General features: G+C 70.9%; 12 protein-coding genes. 10 read left to right on the forward strand and 2 right to left on the reverse strand.

What is annotated here, in order from left to right:
- The first annotated feature begins 365 nt into the window (after positions 1–365).
- The 8 genes from AB0M52_RS17160 (at position 366) to AB0M52_RS17195 (ending at position 8,897) form a co-directional block, all read left to right on the forward strand.
- Positions 366–1,220, forward strand: a complete 855-nt coding sequence (locus AB0M52_RS17160) for a fumarylacetoacetate hydrolase family protein (protein WP_363954261.1) — start codon at positions 366–368, stop codon at positions 1,218–1,220.
- Positions 1,217–2,530 (forward strand): L-fuconate dehydratase, encoded by a 1,314-nt coding sequence (locus tag AB0M52_RS17165; protein ID WP_363954263.1) that lies wholly within the window; start codon positions 1,217–1,219, stop codon positions 2,528–2,530. The genes AB0M52_RS17160 and AB0M52_RS17165 overlap by 4 nt, the downstream gene beginning before the upstream one ends.
- Positions 2,527–3,333 (forward strand): SDR family oxidoreductase, encoded by an 807-nt coding sequence (locus tag AB0M52_RS17170; protein ID WP_363954265.1) that lies wholly within the window; start codon positions 2,527–2,529, stop codon positions 3,331–3,333. The genes AB0M52_RS17165 and AB0M52_RS17170 overlap by 4 nt, the downstream gene beginning before the upstream one ends.
- Positions 3,330–4,379, forward strand: coding sequence for a sugar ABC transporter substrate-binding protein (locus AB0M52_RS17175; RefSeq protein ID WP_363954267.1), 1,050 nt, complete (start codon positions 3,330–3,332; stop codon positions 4,377–4,379). Before AB0M52_RS17170 ends, AB0M52_RS17175 begins: the two co-directional genes overlap by 4 nt.
- Positions 4,380–4,460: 81 nt before the next feature.
- Positions 4,461–5,978 (forward strand): sugar ABC transporter ATP-binding protein, encoded by a 1,518-nt coding sequence (locus AB0M52_RS17180; RefSeq protein WP_363954269.1) that lies wholly within the window; start codon positions 4,461–4,463, stop codon positions 5,976–5,978.
- The gene (locus AB0M52_RS17185; protein WP_363954271.1) at positions 5,971–7,020 is read left to right on the forward strand and encodes an ABC transporter permease; all 1,050 of its coding nucleotides are present in this window, start codon (positions 5,971–5,973) and stop codon (positions 7,018–7,020) included. The genes AB0M52_RS17180 and AB0M52_RS17185 overlap by 8 nt, the downstream gene beginning before the upstream one ends.
- Before the next feature lie 81 nt (positions 7,021–7,101).
- A complete protein-coding gene (locus tag AB0M52_RS17190; RefSeq protein ID WP_363954273.1) occupies positions 7,102–8,070 on the forward strand; it encodes an aldo/keto reductase in 969 nt (322 codons plus the stop codon).
- A complete protein-coding gene (locus AB0M52_RS17195) occupies positions 8,067–8,897 on the forward strand; it encodes an amidohydrolase family protein (RefSeq protein ID WP_363954275.1) in 831 nt (276 codons plus the stop codon). The genes AB0M52_RS17190 and AB0M52_RS17195 overlap by 4 nt, the downstream gene beginning before the upstream one ends.
- A gap of 76 nt (positions 8,898–8,973) precedes the next feature.
- Here AB0M52_RS17195 and AB0M52_RS17200 read toward each other — a convergent pair whose 3' ends face one another.
- The gene (locus AB0M52_RS17200) at positions 8,974–12,171 is read right to left on the reverse strand and encodes a glycoside hydrolase N-terminal domain-containing protein (RefSeq protein ID WP_363954277.1); all 3,198 of its coding nucleotides are present in this window, start codon (positions 12,169–12,171) and stop codon (positions 8,974–8,976) included.
- Positions 12,172–12,542: 371 nt separating this feature from the next.
- A complete protein-coding gene (locus AB0M52_RS17205) occupies positions 12,543–13,712 on the reverse strand; it encodes an ROK family transcriptional regulator (protein ID WP_363954279.1) in 1,170 nt (389 codons plus the stop codon).
- 133 nt (positions 13,713–13,845) lie between these two features.
- On the opposite strand from AB0M52_RS17205, the gene AB0M52_RS17210 reads away from it, so the two are divergent.
- Both AB0M52_RS17210 and AB0M52_RS17215 read left to right on the forward strand, forming a co-directional pair.
- On the forward strand, positions 13,846–14,973 hold the full coding sequence (locus AB0M52_RS17210; protein WP_363954281.1) for a Gfo/Idh/MocA family oxidoreductase: 1,128 nt from the start codon (positions 13,846–13,848) through the stop codon (positions 14,971–14,973).
- The coding region (locus AB0M52_RS17215; protein WP_363954283.1) for an ATP-binding cassette domain-containing protein at positions 14,970–15,255 on the forward strand (286 nt) is incomplete at its 3' end. The genes AB0M52_RS17210 and AB0M52_RS17215, both read left to right, overlap by 4 nt.

The raw sequence follows: 15,255 nt of genomic DNA on the forward strand, positions 1-15,255 counted from the left end.
GAGCAGCACGAGGCGATCTGCGAGGCGATCGAGGCGCGTCAACCGGGGGTGGCGCGGGCCTGGGCGACCGTGCACATCGCCGGCGTCGAGCAGTGGCTTCGAAACGCACTCGGTGAGGCCGGGTCGGAGCTTCCGTCGGCCTGACCATCCGGGAAACGTTGCCGCACCTCGCCGACCTCGGCGAGGTGCCTCGTTTCGTACCCGGGCTCATGCCCGGTCGGTGAAGCCGGTGGCGCCGATCGTCCGCACGGCCGCCTGGTCATCGGACCTATTCCGGACTACTTCTTCGTCAGGTCTTGCAACACGTCCGTAACTCCACTATACAACCAGGCAACAGATCCGATGTTTGGCCGGAGGGGTGTGGAGTGAAGCTACTTCGAGTGGGGGCGGCCGGCCAGGAGCGTCCAGCGGTACTGGACACCCGCGACCGGCTGCTCGACCTCTCCGACCTGGTGGCTGAGATCGACGGGGCGTTCCTGTCCGGCGATGCCATCGACGGCGTGCGTGCGGCGGTCGAGCGCGGCGAGCTGCCCGCCGTGGACCGCGCGGTGCGGGTCGGTGCTCCGATCGCGCGCCCCGGCAAGATCGTTTGCGTCGGGTTGAACTACTCCGACCACGCGGCCGAGACCGGCGCGGAACTGCCGGCCGAGCCGATCCTGTTCATGAAGGCACCGAGCACAATGGTCGGACCGAACGATCAGGTCCTCATCCCGCGGGGCAGCGTCAAGACCGACTGGGAGGTCGAACTCGCGGTCGTCATCGGTCGGACCGCCCGCTACCTGGCCAGCGACGCCGAGGCGTTCGCCTGTGTCGCGGGCTACGCGATCTCCAACGACCTCTCCGAACGCGAGTTCCAACTCGAACGCGGCGGCCAGTGGGACAAGGGCAAGTCCTGCGAGACATTCAACCCGCTCGGCCCCTGGCTGGTCACCGCCGACGAGGTCCCGGACCCGCAGCAGCTGGGGCTGCGGCTGAGCGTCAACGGCACCCGCCGTCAGGACGGCAACACCAAGAACATGATCTTCGGCGTTGCCGAGATCATCCGCTATGTCAGCCAGTTCATGGTGCTCGAACCGGGCGACGTCATCAACACCGGCACACCGGCCGGCGTGGCCCTGGGACTGCCGGAGCCGAAGCCCTACCTGCGGGCCGGGGACGTGGTCGAGGTCGAGATCGATGGTCTCGGCACGCAGCGCCAGACGGCCGTGGACGCGTCATGACCGCCCGGATCACCAGCCTGCGGACGTACGACATCCGGTTCCCCACCTCGCGGGACCTCGACGGATCCGACGCGATGAACCCGGACCCCGACTACTCGGCCGCCTACGTCATCATCGCCACCGACGCGGCGGACGGACACGAGGGACACGGTTTCGCCTTCACCATCGGGCGAGGCAACGACATCCAGACCACCGCGATCTCCGCGCTCGAGCGCTACGTGATCGGACGTCCCCTGGACGCGACCCTCAACGACCTCGGCCGGGTCTGGCGCGAGATGGTGCACGACTCCCAACTGCGCTGGCTCGGGCCGGAGAAGGGCGTCATGCACATGGCGATCTCCGCCGTGGTCAACGCCCTGTGGGACCTGCGCGCCAAGCGGGAGGGCAAGCCCGTCTGGAAGCTGCTCGCCGACTTCACCCCGGAGGAACTCGTCGACCTGGTCGACTTCCGCTACCTGACGGACGCGCTCACCCGCGGGGAGGCGCTGCACATCCTCCGCCGCGCCGCAGAAGGCAAGGCCGAACGCGAGGCGCATCTGTTGGAGTACGGCTACCCCGGTTACACCACCACTCCCGGTTGGCTCGGCTACGACGACGCCAAACTGGGCCGGCTCTGCAAGGAGGCCGTCGCCGACGGCTTCACGCAGATCAAGCTGAAGGTGGGTGCTGACCTCGCCGCCGACGTGCGGCGGATGGCCATCGCCCGGGAGGCCGTCGGCCCGCAGGTCCGGATCGCGGTCGACGCCAACCAGCGGTGGGACGTGGGCGAGGCGATCGCCTGGGTCCGCGAGCTGGCCAGGTTCGATCCGTGGTGGATCGAGGAGCCGACCAGCCCCGACGACGTGCTCGGGCACGCCACCATCGCACGGGCGATCTCGCCGGTCAAGGTGGCCACCGGGGAACACGTCCAGAATCGAGTGATCTTCAAGCAACTACTGCAGACCGGCGCGATCTCCTACCTGCAGTTGGATGCCGCACGGGTGGCCGGGGTCAATGAAAACGTCGCCATCCTGTTGCTGGCGGCCAAGTTCGGTGTGCCGGTGTGCCCGCACGCCGGCGGCGTCGGCCTGTGTGAGCTGGTGCAGCACCTGTCGATGTTCGACTACCTGGCGGTCTCCGGCTCGATGGAGAACCGTGTCATCGAGTTCGTCGACCACCTGCACGAACACTTCGTCCACCCGGTCACCATCCGGAACGGCAACTACCTCGCCCCGACCTCACCCGGGTTCAGCGCCACCCTGCGGCCACAGACGTTGATCGACTACGCCTATCCGGACGGTCCGGTATGGACCGGGACGGACGTGTCATGAACGGGGAGTTCGCCGGGCTGGCCGTGGTGGTGACCGGCGGCGGCTCGGGCATCGGCCTCGCCGCGGCCAGGCTGCTCGCCGATCGGGGAGCAGCCGTCGCCTGCCTGGACCTGGACCCGTCCGGCGTGCCGGACCCGCTGCTCGCCGTCCAGTGTGACGTCACCGACGCGGGCTCGGTGACCGAGGCGGTGACACTCGCCGCGGACCGGCTCGGCGGACTGGACGTCCTGGTCAACAACGCCGGAATCGGCGCGCAGGGAAGCGTCGAGGCGAACTCGGACGACGAGTGGCACCGGGTGCTCGACGTCAACGTGGTCGGGATCGTCCGGGTCACCCGGGCGGCACTGCCCTACCTGCGTGCCTCCTCCTGCGCCGCCATCGTCAACACCTGCTCGATCGCGGCGACCGCCGGCCTGCCCAACCGCGCGCTGTACAGCGCGACGAAGGGTGCCGTGCAGTCGCTGACCCTCGCCATGGCCGCCGACCACGTCATCGAGGGCATCAGGGTCAACTGCGTGAACCCGGGCACGGTCGACACACCGTGGGTACGTCGGCTGCTCGACTCCGCCGGCGACCCGGCCGCCGAACTCACGGCCCTGCGCGCACGTCAGCCCATCGGGCGGTTGGTCTCCGCCGCCGAGGTCGCCACCGCGATCGCCTACCTGGCCAGCCCGCTGGCCGCGTCCACCACCGGGACCGTGCTCGCCGTCGACGGCGGCATGCACGGACTCCGCCTGCGCCAGGCCGCCCCCACGGCCTCGCCCAGCGAATCCGTCCCTACCACCGAATTGAGGAAACCATGAGGAAGGGCATTACCGCGCGGGGGGTGCTCGGCCTGGCCATGGCCGCCGCACTCGCCGCGTCCACCGCCGCCTGCAGCAAGGATTCCCCCGGGCCTGCCGCTCCCGGCGGCGGCGGTAGCGGCTCGGTCGGCGTCGACCTCCCACGCGCCGACTCCGACTTCTGGAACGCGTACGCGGGCTACATCGCGCCCAAGGCTTCCGAGGTCGGTGTCCAGATCACCGGGCCGACCAACTCGCAGAACGACGTCCAGAAGCTGATCAGCAATGTGGACAGCCTGGTCACCCAGGGCGTCAAGTCGCTGGTGATCGCTCCGCAGGACACCGGCGCCATCGGACCGAAGCTCGATGAGCTGGCGCAGAAGAACATCCCGGTCGTCAGCGTCGACACCCGCCCGGACACCGGCAATGTCTACATGGTCGTCCGCGCCGACAACCGGGCGTACGGGACCAAGGCCTGCGAGTTCCTCGGCGAGAAGCTCGGCGGCAAGGGCAAGGTCATCGAGTTCCAGGGCGCCCTTTCCTCGATCAACGGGCGGGACCGGTCCGAGGCGTTCAAGCAGTGCATGACCGAGAAGTTCCCGGGCATCACGGTGTTCGAGGAGCCGACCGAGTGGGAGGGCAGCAAGGCGCAGGCCGCCCTGGAGACCCGCCTGTCCACCGACCCGGACCTCAAGGGCGTCTACATGCAGGCCGGCGGCGTGTTCCTCGACCCGACCCTCCAGGTGCTCAAGCAGCGCAAGCTGCTCTTCCCGCCGGACGACCCGCGGCACATCTTCATCGTCTCCAACGACGGCATCCCGCAGGAGCTGGACGCGATCCGCAAGGGCGAGATCGACGCGACCGTCTCCCAGCCGGCCGACGCCTACGCACAGTACGGCCTGTACTGGGCCAAGCAGGCGATGGAGGGCGTGGTGCCGAAGGAAGGGCCCACCGACCACGGCAGCACCGTGATCAAGTTGCCCAATGGTTTCGAGGACCAGCTGCCCGCGCCCTTGATCACCAAGGACAACGTCGATGACCCCGCCCTCTGGGGCAACAAGCAGTAGCGCGGGCTGGTGTGACGCCGGACGACCCTCGGGCCGTTCGGCGTCACACCGCCCTCGCGGCGGGAACCGGAGGACTGTGTGATGGTCGACGACGAGTCCAGACCCGTGGTCGAGGCGATCGGGATCGCCAAGCGGTTCGGCCCGACCGTGGCGCTCGCCGAGGGCAACCTGACCGTGTCGCCCGGCGAGACGCACGCGCTCGTCGGGCGCAACGGCGCCGGCAAGTCCACGCTGGTCGGTGTCCTGACCGGGCTGCTCAAGCCGGACGCCGGTGAGGTCCGCTTCGCGGGTCGCCCGGCCCCACCACTGGGCGACCGGGTCGCCTGGCGCCAGCACGTGGCCTGCGTCTACCAGAAGCCGTCGGTGGTCGGCGAGCTGTCGGTCGCGGAGAACCTCTACCTCGACCGCCAGCCGCGTGGCCGGTTCGGCCTGCTGTCCCGGTCGCGGTTGCGGCGGGCGGCGACGGACCTGCTGGAGTCGTGGGCGGTGCCGGTCGACCCGGACACGCCGGCGCGCGAGCTGACCGTCGAGCAGCGGCAACTGGTGGAGATCGCCGGGGCGCTGTCGCACGGGGCCCGGTTCGTCATCCTGGACGAGCCGACCGCGCAGCTCGAGTCCCGGGCCATCGCGCGGCTCTTCGACCGCCTCACCGACCTGCAGCGGCAGGGCGTGACGTTCCTGTTCATCTCCCACCACCTGCCGGAGATCTACGAGATCTGCCAGCGGGTGACGGTGTTCCGGGACGCCCGGCACATCGTGACCGCGCCGGTGGCGGAGATGGACCACGCCAAGCTCGTCGAGGCGATGATCGGCGACGCACGCGGGCTGGTACAGGTCGGGCAGGCCCGCCCGTCGGTGCCGGCGGCGGCCGCGCCAGTGCTCACCCTCGACGCCGTCGGGGTACCCGGGTTCACCGGGCCGATCGACCTGACCGTGCGGCAGGGCGAGATCGTCGGAGTGACCGGCTCCGCCGCCAGCGGCAAGCGGGAACTCGCCGAGGCGGTGGTCGGGCTGCGCCCGCGTACCGGCCGGGTGCGGGTCGCGGACGCCGCGGTGCAGCCGGCCAGCGTCCCGGCCGCGTTGCGAGCCGGCATCGGGTACCTGCCCGCGGACCGCAACGCCGACGGGTTCGTTCCCGGGCTCTCGGTCGCGGAGAACGCCACGATGACCGTCGCGGACCGGCTCGGCCCGGCCTTCATGGTGCTGCCCGGGCAGCGCGACGCCCGGGGCCGCAAGGCGATCGCGGACCTCGACGTACATACCGCCGGCCCCCGTCAGCCGGTCGGTGAGCTGTCCGGCGGGAACGCGCAGAAGGTGGTGATGGCCCGGGCGCTGGCCCGCGACCCCCGGGTGCTGGTGCTGGTGCATCCGACCGTAGGGGTGGACGTGCGGTCGAAGGAGTCCCTGCTCGGGGTGGTGGACGCGGAGACCCGGCGCGGTCGCGGCGCACTGCTGGTCTCCGACGAACTGGACGACCTGCGGGTGTGTGACCGGGTGGTGGTGATGGTGGCCGGCCGCGTCGTCGCCGAGCACCCCCGAGGCTGGGACGAGGCCACGCTCGTGGCCGAGATCGAAGGAATCGGTGAAAAGGATGTCTGAGACGCTTGCCGCCGGCGCCCCGGAGGCACCGCCGCGACCGCCCAAGCCCACCGGTCGCCCGCTCAACCGGCTGAGACTGGCGCGGCTGCGCGACCTTGCCCTGGTCCCACCGATCATCGCGTTGCTGATCTACGGCTACACGCTGCGGCCGGACGTGTTCCTCACCAAGTCGTACCTGGTGGACACGGTGCTGAAGTACCAGACCGAGTTGGCGCTCGTGGTGCTGGCGGAGGCGCTGGTGCTGATCGTCGGCAAGTTCGACCTGTCCCTGGAGTCGATCATCGGCATCGCGCCCGCGGTGGCGATCTTCCTCGTGGTCGGCCAGACCTCGATGCTCGGCGCGCCGTGGCCCACCTGGACGGTCCTGCCGGTGGCGCTGATGTTCGGCGCGCTGATCGGGGTGTTCAACGGGCTGCTGGTCGTCCGGTTCAAACTCTCCGCGTTCATCGTCACACTCGCGATGCTCATCGCCCTGCGGGGCCTGCAACTGGCGATCGTCGGCGGTGCGACCATCTCCAACCTGGCCAACCGCATCCCGACCATCGACAACCTCGGCAGCCTGCGCATCCTCACCGTGCCGCTGTCGATCTGGATCGTCGTCCTGGCCTTCGCCGTCGGCGTCGTCGTGCTCGGCTACACCCGGTTCGGGCGCTCGATCTACGCCGTCGGCGGCAACCCCGACGCGGCTCGGGCCGCCGGCATCCGCGTCGAGCGGGTGATCTGGGTGACGTTCATCGTCGCCGGCGCGCTCGCTGCCCTCGCCGGGCTGATGCTGTCCGCGCGGCTCGGCTCGGTGGCCGCCAACCAGGGCAGCGGGATGATCTTCACCGTGTTCGCCGCAGCGGTGATCGGCGGGATCAGCCTCGACGGCGGCAAGGGCTCTCTCGTCGGCGCGCTCACCGGCGTCGTCCTGCTCGGCCTGATCCAGAACGTGCTCACCCTGGCCCAGGTCAGACCCGACCAGATCCAGGCGGTCAACGGCCTGGTCATCCTCGTCGCCCTGGTCCTGGCCAGACTCACCAGCGGCAAGGCCCAGGACTGAGCCGCCTCGCCTGCCCGACCTGCTGGAGACCACTGACGACTGTTCCGGAAACGACCGCATCGCGAAGGTACGGAGGTTGGCATGAGGAACACACGGCTCGGCGGGTCACGGGTTCGGGTGAGCCGGCTCGGGTTCGGCGCGGCCGGGATCGGCAACCTGTACCGGAGCGTGGACGACGAGGCGGCGCACGGCGCGCTCGATGCGGCGTGGGAGGCGGGGATCCGCTACTACGACACCGCGCCGCACTACGGGCTCGGACTGTCCGAACGTCGGCTGGGTGTCGCGCTGGCCGGCCGTCCGCGGGACGAGTACACGATTTCCACGAAGGTCGGGCGGGTGCTGGTGCCCTCACCCGGGACCGCGCACCTGCGCGACGACGCGGGCGGGTTCGACGTCCCGGCCGACCATGCCCGCCGGTGGGACTTCAGTGCCGACGGCGTACGCCGGTCGCTGGAGTCCAGTCTCGACCGCCTGGGACTCGACCGGATCGACGTCGTACTGCTGCACGATCCCGACGACCACTGGCGGCAGGCCGTCGACGAGGCGTACCCGGCGCTGCACGAGCTGCGCGACCAGGGGGTGGTGGGCGCGATCGGCGCCGGCATGAACCAGTGGCAGATGCTGGAACGGTTCGTCGTCGAGACCGACATCGACACCGTCATGCTCGCCGGACGGTACACCCTGCTCGACCAGTCGGCGGGGGAGCGGCTGCTGCCCCGCTGCCAGGAACGCAGGGTGTCCGTGCTGGCCGCCGGTGTCTTCAACAGCGGCGTGCTCGCCACCGAGGAGCCGGGCCGGATGTACGACTACCGCCCGGTCGCGGACCCGGTGCACGCCAAGGCAGCCCGGATCGCCGAGGTGTGCCGCCGCCACGGGGTGACGCTGCCGCAGGCGGCGATGGCCTTCGTGGCGCGACATCCCGCCGTCGCGACCGTGGTTGTCGGCATGAAGACCACCGGGCAGGTCGCCCGCAACGCGCAACTGCTCGCCAAGCCGGTGCCCGACGCGCTCTGGGACGACCTGGCCACCGAGGGGTTGATGGGCCCGTGATCGTCGACGCGCACCACCACCTGTGGGATCCCGCGGTACGGCCGTACCCGTGGATGGCCGGCGACGCCCTCGCCCCGATCCGCCGCGCGTACACCGTGGCGGATCTGCGCGCCGCGGCCGGTGACCAGGTCGGCCCGACCGTGCTCGTGCAGACCGTGTCGTCGGTGGCGGAGACCGAGGAGTTCCTCGCCACCGCGGCCGCGAGCGAGGGACTCGTCGCGGGCGTCGTCGGCTGGCTCGATCTGACCGGCCCCGACGTCGGCACCGAGATCGACCGGCTGCGCGCCGGACCGCTCGTCGGGGTACGCCACCAGGTGGAGGACGAGCCGGCCCCGGACTGGCTGCTCCGTGCCGACGTCACCCGCGGACTCGCCGCGCTGGGCGCGCGTGGGCTGGCGTACGACCTCCTCGTACGCGCCCCGCAACGGGCCGCCGCCCTCGCCGCCGTGCGGCGGTGCGACGACGTCCGGTTCGTGGTCGACCACGCGGGCAAGCCGGCCATCGCGGCGGGGGAGTGGGAGCCGTGGGCGTCCTGGATCGTGGCGATGGCCCGCTGCGAAGGGGTCGTCTGCAAGCTGTCCGGGCTGATCACCGAGGCGGACTGGGACGACTGGGACACGGCGCGGATCCGGCCGTACGCCGAGCACGTGCTGGCCGCCTTCGGCGCCGACCGGGTGATGTTCGGGTCCGACTGGCCGGTGTGCGAGCTGGCCGGCGACTACCGCGACGTGCTCACGCTCACCGAGGAACTGCTGGCCGGCGGCACGGCGACCGAGCGGGCGGCCGTGCTGGGCGGCACCGCCCGCCGCGTCTACGCCCTGCCGTGAGCGCCCGGTGCGGACCGCCGGGCCCGTGTCGCCGGATGGCGTGCACGGGCCCGGACGGGGATGGTGCCGGCGCGGGTCAGTGACCGCCGTTCGGGTGTGCCTTCGCCGGCTTGACCCACACGTCCCTGCCGTTGACGTGAACGACGATCTTGTCGCGGTTGGGTGCGCGGTCGGCCACGACGGTGAAATTCGTGACCCGGCCGCGACGCCAGGTGCAGCTGACCTCGTAGCCGCCGCGGGCGCGCAGACCCCGGAACGAGCCGTCGGCCCAGTCCTTCGGCAGCGCGGGCAGGAGCTGGATGCTCTGCTCGTGACTCTGTAGCAGCATCTCGGCGATGGCACCCGTGATGCCGAAGTTGCCGTCCATCTGGAACGGCGGATGGTTGCAGAAGAGATTGTTCAGGGTGTTGTACCGCAGCAGGCCGCGGACCATGTATCGCGCCCGCTCCGCGTCGCCGAGGCGCGCGAACAGCGCGGCCCGCCAGGGCCAGGTCCACGACCGGCGGCTGTCACCGGAGACGGTGGCCTCGCTGAACGGGACGCCCTCGCGTTCGCCGCAGCGCGCCTTGAGCGAGACGAGAGCGGCTGCCGCGAACTCGGGCGACGCAGCGGGCGTGATCTGGCGGCCCGGGAACACCGCGAACAGGTGTGAGGTGTGGCGGTGGATGTTGTTCGGGTCGTCACGGTCGGTCTGCCACTCCTGGAGCTGGCCCCACCGGCCGACCTTGTTGGGCGCGAGCCGGGACTGCATGGACGCGACGGTGGCCCGGTACTCGGGGTCGATGTCCAGCGCCGTAGCGCAGTCGAGATAGTTCTGGAAGAGGTCCCAGATGATCTGTTGGTCGTACATCACACCGTGCTCGCGCGGGCCGTGCTCCGGCGACCACCCGTTCGGCGACACGAGTTGACCGGCCGCGTCCTCGACCAGCCGGTCCTCCCAGAACTGACAGATCTCCTTGATCATCGGGTAGGCGATGTCACGCAGGTAGGTGGTGTCCTGGGTGAAGGCCCAGTGCTCGTACAGGTGTTGCGCGTACCAGGCGCTGGCGACGGTGTTCCACTCCCACGCGTTGCCCCCGAAGACGCTCTGGCTGGTACGCGCCGTCCAGCCTCGGGTGTCGGCGCCGAAGGCGTTGCGGGTCGCGACCCGGCTGGGTATCGCCACCTGCCGCACGAACTCGATGAGTGCCTGATGACTCTCGCTGAGGTTGGTCGTCTCCGCGCCCCAGTAGTTCATCTGGACGTTGATGTTCGTGTGGTAGTCGGACGCCCACGGCGGCTGGTTGCTGTCGTTCCAGAGTCCCTGCAGGTTGGCGGGCAGGCCGTCCGGCCGGGAGGAGCCGTGCAGCAGGTAGCGGCCGAGGACGAACATGGTCTGCTCGAGTTCGGGGTCGGCGCTGCCGGCGCGGTACCGGGCCAGCCGCGCGTCCGTCGGGAGCGCGACGGCCTCGGCGTCGCTGTCTCCCCAGGTCACCGACACGCGCTCGGCCACGGTGGTGCTCTCGATGACGTGCGACTTGCGTAGCGCCGGGTAGGACTGCGCGGCCGCCCCGTCGAGAGCTGCGCTGATCGCCGGCTCGGGATCCGGCCCACGCCACCCTGCGGCGGCGTCGAGCTGGTAGTCGGTCCGGGCGTCCAGCAGCAGCGTCATGCGCGTGGCGGACCGTACCCGCAGTTGGGAACCGGTGACGGTCACGGCGCCGTCGGTTTCAGCCACCCGGAGGACGGCGGCGTGCCGCAGGCCGTTTCCCATGGTGCCGTGGAACGAGATGGTCCGCGCCGCGGCGTCGGCCGTCGCGGACGCACCCTGTGCGGAGGTGAGGGCGATGTCGCAGTCGAGCAGGCCCGCGCGGTCGGCCTCGTAGCGCAGCACGATCAGATCGGCGGCGCGGCTGGCGAACGCCTCCCGCAGCACCCGCTGCCCGGACGCGCCGAAGCGCGTGGCGTGGATTCCGGACTCGGGATCGAGCGCCCGGTGGTAGCCGATCACCGGCTCGAGCGTGGCGGTGTCGAATCCGGTGCCGGCGAGGCCGATCTCCGCGACGCGGACGACGGAGGCCCCGGACGTCGGCCGCAGCGTCAGCCGGTAGTTGGTGCAGGGCCTGGGCGTGGCGACGGTGAACTGTCGGCGCTCGCCGGGGTCGAACGGGGATTCGGCGCTGCGTTCGTCGAGCAGCGTCCACGCCTGCCCGTCGGTGGACCCTTCGAGAGCCCACGACCCCGGGGCCTCCGTCGGATGGTCCGCGGCGGCGGTGAGGCGGTAGTCGGTGACGGTCGCGGCCGAGGGCAGGTCAGCATGCCACATCACCCCGGCGGGCACGCCGACCGCTCGCCACGCGGTGGAGCCGTCACCGTCGACCGTTCGGTAGATGTCCTGTCCGGCGCGGGCGCCGTCGGCGTGGCCCGAGGGCGACGAGACGTAGACGTGGCGCCGCCCGCCGAGGTCCACTCCGACGAACGCGATCTCGGCAACCTGGAAGTGGCTCACCCCGGAGCGGGGTGTGAAGACGAAACGGTAGAAGCGGTAGGCCGTGCCGTTGGGGCAGCTGAACTCCTTGGTCTGGAACCGGCTCTCGAAGGGCCCGGACAGCGCACGGGTGTCGAGGATGGACCATTCCGTTCCGTCCGCCGAGCCCTGGAAGGTCCAAATCTGGGGGTCCCGGAGGGGCACGTCGTTGGCGCTGGTCAGCTGATAGGCCGAGACCACCGCGGGCGCGGTGAGAGCCACCTGCCAGATCACCTGCGACGGAGGGCGGTCGACGCACCATTTCGTCCGCGAGTCACCGTCGGTGGTCTTGTCCACGCCTTCGGTGGCGCTGGTGGTGTAGGGGCCGCCGGGGGAGGTGATCTCGGGCCGGGCGCCGAAGGAGAGGAAGACGTCACCGAAAGCGCGGTAGGAACCGAAGCCGCTCATCCCCGTGTCGAAGGCGTTGTCGGGGCGGCCGGCGAGCGCGTTGTCGTAGTTGTTGACCCCGCCCCACAGGCTCTGCTCGTTGAACTGGATCCGCTCGCGGTCGGGCTGGCCGAAGAGCATCGCGCCGACCCGGCCGTTGCCGATCGGCAACGCCTGGGATTGCCAGTCCGTGGCAGGAAGCCGGTACCAGAGGCAGTGGCGGCCGAGCGACGACGGTCGTACCGGCGGGAGCGTGGGGCGTGCGGTGGTCGGGTTGGCGAAGGCGGCCGGCGCATTCGTGGTGAGGGGGGTGAGCGAGGTGAGGGTCAGCGCGCCACCGAGTCGCAGGACTTGACGCCGGTTCGGGTGGTACGGGGCCATGACATACTCCAAGGTCGCCCATACATCGGATGTGTTGCGCGGACGTTACCCCTCGGTCTCCGGGTGGTGCAAGAGGGTGCCACGGATAAGACCCGATGTTCGGTATTGGGTTCATCCATCATGGATGAACCAAAACCATGGTCGGGTGGGGTTGGAGATGATGTGTGGGGGTAACCATCGACCAGTTCCGTCCGATGTCTATGGCCGGGGCCGCCAGCGATCTAGACTGCGGCTGGCTCAGTCGAGGGAGGAAAGATCGGATGTCACCCGTTGTCTGCGGCTCGGTGCCCTCGGCGGCGCGGAGGCCTGTCGCCGCGTGCTGTCGGCGTGATCATCGCTCCGGACCCGGACCACCGTCGGGCTCACCCCGTTCAGGCCAGCTCGCGGTCCAGCACGCTCGGGGACAGGACATGCTGGACGACCATCGACGCGGCGCCGACGACGCCCGCGTTCGCGCCGGCCCGGGAGGTGACGATGCGCAGGCGTTCGGTGGCCAGCGGCAGCGAGCGACGGTAGATCGACTCCCGCACGCCCGCCAGCAGCATCTCGCCGGCCTCCGCGAGCGCCCCGCCGACCACGATCAGCGACGGGTTGAACAGGCTGACGCAGGCGGCCAGCACCTCGCCGATGTCCCGGCCGGCCTGCCGCACGGCCTGGCCGGCGATCGGGCTGCCGGCCTGCACGAGAGCCACCACGTCCGCGTTGTTCGTCGCGTCGAGGCCGGCGGCGTGGAGTTTCGCGGCAATGGCGGGGCCGCTGGCCACGGCCTCCAGGCACCCGCTGTTGCCGCAGCGGCAGCGCACGTCACCCCCGTGCGGGGCCAGGATGTGCCCGAGGTCGCCGGCCGCGCCGACGTCGCCGCGGTGCAGTTGGCCGTTGCTGATCAGGCCGGAGCCGATGCCGGTCGCGACCTTGACGAAGACCATGTGCGCTTCGTCCGGGAAGCAGCGGACGTGCTCCCCGAGCGCCATCAGGTTGACCTCGTTGTCCACCAGGACCGGCACGGCGAATTCGGCGGCGATCCGCGCGGGCACGTCGTATCCGTTCCAGCCCGGCATGATCGGCGGGTGGGTCGGCTTGCCGGTGGAGTGCTCGACCGGGCCGGGCAGCCCGATGCCGACGCCGGCGATGGGGACGGTGGGGACGCGGTCGGCTCGCATCCGTCGCCAGATGTCAATGAGCAGGCCGAGCACCGCGTCGGGGCCGTCGGCGATGTCCAGCGCGAGCCTCTCCATGGTCAGCGGCTCACCGGTCAGGTCGGCGATGGCGACGGTGGCGTGGGTGGCGCCGACGTCGGCCGCCAGCACCACCCGCGCCCGGGCGTTGAACACGAACCGGCTCGCGGGCCGGCCACCGGTGACGGCGTCGTTGCCTCCGGTCACCAGGCCGGCGTGCATGAGCGCGTCGAGCCGCAGGCGCACCGTCGACCGGGCCAGTCCGGTCTGGGTGGCCAGTTCGGCACGCGTGCGCGCCTGTCCGTCGCGCAGCAGCCCCAGCAGCTCGCCGGGCGACGTCGGGGCGGCGTTTTGCCGAAGGTTCATCTCTCAATTAAAGCGGTACGCCCGCGTCCGGCCGCTCAGCACGACCGACTTTGAGACGTTGACCATCCCACTATGGGCGACAGCGACCAAACTTTTGTTGACCGTCGCCATAAGTCAGCCTTACCGTCGTCACATGTCTGTGACCGATCTAATAACGGCGTCTGGCGGGCTCGAATCCGAGCAGCAGACGCTGCGCGTGGCGGTTGTAGGCGCGGGGTTCATGGGGCAGGTGCACGCGGAGGCGGCCCGGCGGGCCGGGGCGGCCGTCGTGGCCGCGGTGGCATCGCGCCCCGAGGGGGCCACCGCCGCGGCTCGCGCCGTCGGCGCGGACGAGGGCTACCCGGACCTGGCGGCCCTGCTCGACGACGCCGAGATCGACGTGCTGCACGTGTGCACGCCCAACGCGTCGCACGCCCCAGTCGCCGCCGCCGCGCTCGCCGCCGGCGTGCACGTCATCTGCGAGAAGCCACTCGCCACCGGCAGCGCCGAGGCCGTGGCGCTCGCGGAGGCGGCCGGCGATCGGGTGGCCGCGGTGCCCTTCGTCTACCGCTTCCACCCGATGGTGCGCGAGCTGCGGGCCCGGCTGGCCGCGGGCGAGGCCGGCGTCGTCGCCAGCGTTACCGGCGGCTACCTGCAGGACTGGCTGTCCCGCCCGGCCGACGACGACTGGCGCGTCGACGCCTCGCTCGGCGGGCCCTCGCGGGCGTTCGCCGACATCGGCTCACACTGGTGCGACCTGTTCGAGTTCGTCACGGGCGACCGGATCGCCAGACTGTCCGCGCGCACCGCCGTCGTGCACGAACGCGCCCGCAACAACGGCAAGCCCACCGAGGACCTGGCCGCCGTGCACTTCACCACCGCCGCCGGCATGGTCGGCACGCTGGTGGTGTCGCAGGTCGCCGCCGGTCGCAAGAACCGGCTGCACCTGGAGCTCTCCGGCACCGACGCGAGCTTCGGCTTCGACCAGGAGGACCCGGAGCGGCTGTGGATCGGCCGGCGCGAGGGCGGCCAGACGCTGCTGCGCGACCCCGCGACGCTGCACCCCTCCGCCGCGCGCTACGTCCGGCTGCCCGCCGGGCACGCACAGGGCTACCAGGACTGCTTCGACGCGTTCGTCGCCGACACCTACCGGGCGGTACGCGGCGAGGACCTGCCGGACGGCCTGCCCACGTTCGCGGACGGCCTGCGCGCCGTCCGGATCACCGACACGGTGCTGGCCTCGGCGGCCACCGACGGCGCGTGGCGCGAGGTGCCGGCATGACAACCGGCACCACGACGAGCGTACGGCTGACCGGGATCACCAAGTCCTTCCTCGGCGTTCCGGTGCTGCACGGGGTGGACCTGGAGCTGCGCGGCGGCGAGGTGCACGCCGTGATGGGCGAGAACGGTGCGGGCAAGTCCACGCTGCTCAAAGTGCTGGCCGGGGTCCACAAGCCAGACAGCGGCACCATCGAGGTCGACGGCGGCGAGGTGTCCTTCGCCAGTCCCAGCGACGCGCAGCGGGCCGGCATCGCGATCATCCACCAGGAGTTCACCCTGCTGC

The organism is Micromonospora sp. NPDC051296 (assembly GCF_040682255.1).
GTDB classification, from domain to species: Bacteria; Actinomycetota; Actinomycetes; order Mycobacteriales; family Micromonosporaceae; genus Micromonospora; species Micromonospora craterilacus.

What these genes read in the sequence shown, in the direction of transcription:
- AB0M52_RS17165 (WP_363954263.1), top strand. Translation starts at nt 1,217, where the DNA reads ATGACCGCCCGGATCACCAGCCTGCGGACGTACGACATCCGGTTCCCC.
- AB0M52_RS17205 (WP_363954279.1), bottom strand. Translation starts at nt 13,712, where the DNA reads ATGAACCTTCGGCAAAACGCCGCCCCGACGTCGCCCGGCGAGCTGCTG.
- AB0M52_RS17170 (WP_363954265.1), top strand. Translation starts at nt 2,527, where the DNA reads ATGAACGGGGAGTTCGCCGGGCTGGCCGTGGTGGTGACCGGCGGCGGC.
- AB0M52_RS17175 (WP_363954267.1), top strand. Translation starts at nt 3,330, where the DNA reads ATGAGGAAGGGCATTACCGCGCGGGGGGTGCTCGGCCTGGCCATGGCC.
- AB0M52_RS17190 (WP_363954273.1), top strand. Translation starts at nt 7,102, where the DNA reads ATGAGGAACACACGGCTCGGCGGGTCACGGGTTCGGGTGAGCCGGCTC.
- AB0M52_RS17210 (WP_363954281.1), top strand. Translation starts at nt 13,846, where the DNA reads ATGTCTGTGACCGATCTAATAACGGCGTCTGGCGGGCTCGAATCCGAG.
- AB0M52_RS17200 (WP_363954277.1), bottom strand. Translation starts at nt 12,171, where the DNA reads ATGGCCCCGTACCACCCGAACCGGCGTCAAGTCCTGCGACTCGGTGGC.
- AB0M52_RS17185 (WP_363954271.1), top strand. Translation starts at nt 5,971, where the DNA reads ATGTCTGAGACGCTTGCCGCCGGCGCCCCGGAGGCACCGCCGCGACCG.
- AB0M52_RS17180 (WP_363954269.1), top strand. Translation starts at nt 4,461, where the DNA reads ATGGTCGACGACGAGTCCAGACCCGTGGTCGAGGCGATCGGGATCGCC.